The 3,090-nt window shown below is 65.9% G+C and carries 4 protein-coding genes; all 4 read left to right on the forward strand.

All coding sequences use genetic code 11. The features are described 5' to 3' along the window. Positions 1–1,564 (forward strand): CHAT domain-containing protein (locus MOV75_RS32460; protein WP_247007357.1); only part of this gene is annotated, 1,564 nt, incomplete at its 5' end. Positions 1,565–1,590: 26 nt separating this feature from the next. Further along, positions 1,591–2,034 carry a hypothetical protein gene (locus MOV75_RS32465; protein WP_246930634.1) on the forward strand — a complete coding sequence of 148 codons (444 nt, stop codon included), beginning with the start codon at positions 1,591–1,593 and terminating at the stop codon, positions 2,032–2,034. After that, positions 2,031–2,228, forward strand: coding sequence for a hypothetical protein (locus MOV75_RS32470; RefSeq protein WP_246930632.1), 198 nt, complete (start codon positions 2,031–2,033; stop codon positions 2,226–2,228). The genes MOV75_RS32465 and MOV75_RS32470 overlap by 4 nt, the downstream gene beginning before the upstream one ends. Before the next feature lie 2 nt (positions 2,229–2,230). Then, on the forward strand, positions 2,231–2,995 hold the full coding sequence (locus MOV75_RS32475; RefSeq protein ID WP_247007359.1) for a hypothetical protein: 765 nt from the start codon (positions 2,231–2,233) through the stop codon (positions 2,993–2,995). The last annotated feature ends 95 nt before the right edge of the window (positions 2,996–3,090 follow it).

The following is a 3,090-nucleotide window of genomic DNA, read 5'->3' on the forward strand; positions in this document are numbered from 1 at the left end:
CTCGAGTGCGCGCGCGGCGGCAAAGGATCCCGCGCTCGCCGAGCTCGTGCGCAAGGAGCAGGACCTGACCAAGCAGGTCAACGCTCAGCTCGGCACCCTCAACAACGTGCTCGCGCTTCCCGCGGCGGAGCGCGACGAGAAGGGCGTTGCACAGATTCAGGCCTCGATCGCGGCCTTGCGCGGCCAGCGCGACAAGGCGCGTCAGGAGATCAAGCAGAAGTTTCCGATCTACGCCGATCTTGTCTCGCCCAAGCCGCCGAGCGTCGCCGAGATCCGCGCGACGCTCGGCGACGACGAGGCCATGCTGTCGTTCTATTTCGGCCAGAACGGCAGCTTCGTCTGGGCCGTGCCGAAATCGGGGCCGGTGGCGTTCGCCGCCGTCCAGGCCAAGATCGGCGACATCGAGGGCAAGATCCGCAAGCTGCGCGAAGCGCTCGAGCCGCAGGCTGCGATGATCTCGGACATTCCGCCCTTCGACCTCAAGCTCGGCCATGAGCTCTACGAGCTGCTGCTCAAGCCGGTCGAGAGCGGCTGGAAGCCGGCCAAGAAGCTGATCGTCGTGACCAACGGCGCGCTGGGACTGCTGCCGCTGTCCTTGTTGCCGACGGCACCAGCGGAGGTGGCCGCGGACGAGGATCCGCTCTTCATCGGTTATCGGAACGTGCCGTGGCTGGCGCGAACCCATGCGGTGTCCACGGTGCCGTCGGCGGCGGCATTGCGGACATTGCGGCAATTGCCGGCCGGCAAGCCCGGCCGCGGCGACCTCATCGCCTTCGGCGATCCCTATTTCAACAGCGACCAGCAGGCCGAGGCGGAAGGCGGCGGGCAGAAGATTCAGGTCGCCGACGCCAGCGGCAACATCACGCGCGGCGGGCCGCTGAAGCGGCGCAATAGTCCGAAGCTCGACGGCGTCGACAGCGCCGAGCTCGGTCTCTTGCCCCGGCTTCCCGACACGGCCGACGAGTTGAAATCGATCGCGCTGGCGTTGCAGGCGGACCCCGCGAAGGTGTTGTTCCTCGGCAAGAGCGCGACGGAGAGCGCGGTGAAGACCATGAACCTCTCCGGCTTCAAGATCCTCGCCTTTGCCACCCACGGTCTGGTCCCGGGCGAGCTGAACGGACTGACGCAGCCGGCACTCGCTTTGTCGTCGCCGGTGGTGACGGGCGAGGGCGGCGACGGGCTCTTGACCATGGAGGAGATCCTCGGTCTCAAGCTGGACGCGGACTGGGTCGTCCTGTCGGCCTGCAATACCGGTGCAGGCGCAGGCGCAGGGGCCGAGGCGGCCTCCGGGCTCGGCCGTGCGTTCTTCTACGCCGGCACGCGCGCCCTGCTGGTGACGAACTGGTCGGTGCATTCACAGTCGGCGCGGCAATTGGTGACGGATCTGTTCAAGCGGCAGGCCGATGATCCCAAGCTGTCGCGCAGCGAGGCGCTGCGCCAGGCGACGATGGCCCTCGTCGATGGTCCGGGCTATCTCAGCAGCGAGGGCAAGACCGAGTTTGCCTATGCGCATCCGCTGTTCTGGGCGCCTTACACCATTATCGGCGATGGCGGCTTGCGTTGACGAACTGGGGAAGGGGTGCAGGGAAAATGAAGCGGAATGTTTTGCTGGGCCTCGTGGCTGCAGGTTTGTTGTTCTCGGGACCATCGCGTGCCACGCCATTGATCACGGAGGAGGAAGCCAAGCTGCCGCCGCCGAAAGGCGCGGTTGCCGTCGATCAGCGCGGCATCATGCGCGGCCCCAAGGTCGAGTTCGTCTCGCCGGTCGACTCGGCGAGCTCACCTCTACCGCTGGTATTGAAATTCCAGTCCTATGGCGGGGCAAAGATCGATCCGGAATCGGTCAAGATCATCTTCCTCCGGACGCCGAATGTCGACTTGACCTCGCGGGTCAAGCCGTTCGTGAAGGCCGATGGCATCAACATGCAGGATGCGGAGCTGCCGCCGGGCGAATACGCGGTGCGTGTCGATATCAGGGACAGTGATGGCCGTTCGGGCACGGCCATCTTCACGCTGAAGGTCGCACCCAAGTGACGTGTCCCTACTGCCGGGCGGGGACCGGGGAGGGCGCGCTCGTCTGCGCGTCCTGCGGGCGCGACATCGCCGTTCCCGCGACGCTGGTTGCGGAGCGTGACGATCTCCTGCGCAAGCGCCAGGAGCTGCGCGACGAGCTGAAACGGGCCAGGGACGAGGCCGAGGCCTTCATGAGGCGGAGGCATTCGCGTTAACGATGGAATGTCCGTTCTGCGCCGAGACGATCAAGGACGAAGCCATCGCGTGCAAGCACTGCTCGCGCGACCTGCGCGTGGTGCGGCCGACCTTGCTCGAGATCGAAGAGATCGTCGCCGATCTGGACAGGCTCAGGCGTGATCTCGACCGGGTCAACGTCCGGCTCGAACGGTACAAGAATCCGCTGCGCTATTTCACGACGCATGCGGTTCTCTACGTCGCGATACCGTCCCTTCTTCTGGTGATCGCGCACGTGCTCGTGACCATCACTTTCAACATGTCTCCGATCCCGCTTCGGATTGCGTCCATCGCCGTACCGCTGCTGTTCGGATTCGTGGCCTACCCGCTGCACCGGGTTTCGGCCGTGGCGGCCTTGGTGCTGGCGTTCTTGGCGGCGGCTGTCAGCGTCCTGTCGATGCTGACGGTCACGGGGATTCACGATCATGTCCCGATCCTGCCGCAAGCCTGGATCGAATGGCGGGAAGTATTCGAATACGGCGCCAGCATCCTGCTCGCCTCCGTCTCCGGAAACATCTTGAGCGTCGTGATCTTCCAGGTGCTGCCGCGCGTGCTGACCCAGGGCGGCAAGCCGAATGCGTTCGCCTTCCGCGTGGCGCGCCTGCTGGGACAACATGTCGGCGAGGAACAGCTGCGCCGCCGCGCCCGCTTGATCCAGGACCTCATGCAGACCATTGGGCCGCTGGCCGGCGTCGCCGCGACCGCTGTCGGCTCGATCTACGCGGGATTGAAGGGCTTGCTCGGATAGCCGGCCGGTACGGGCATCGACGGCGCGCGCGTCAGCGCTGGCCGTCGTGCACGGAGATATCGGACGCAGCAAGACCGCCGATGCGCGCGTGGGGG

Source organism: Bradyrhizobium sp. PRIMUS42 (assembly GCF_023006515.1).
Classification (GTDB): Bacteria; Pseudomonadota; Alphaproteobacteria; order Rhizobiales; family Xanthobacteraceae; genus Bradyrhizobium.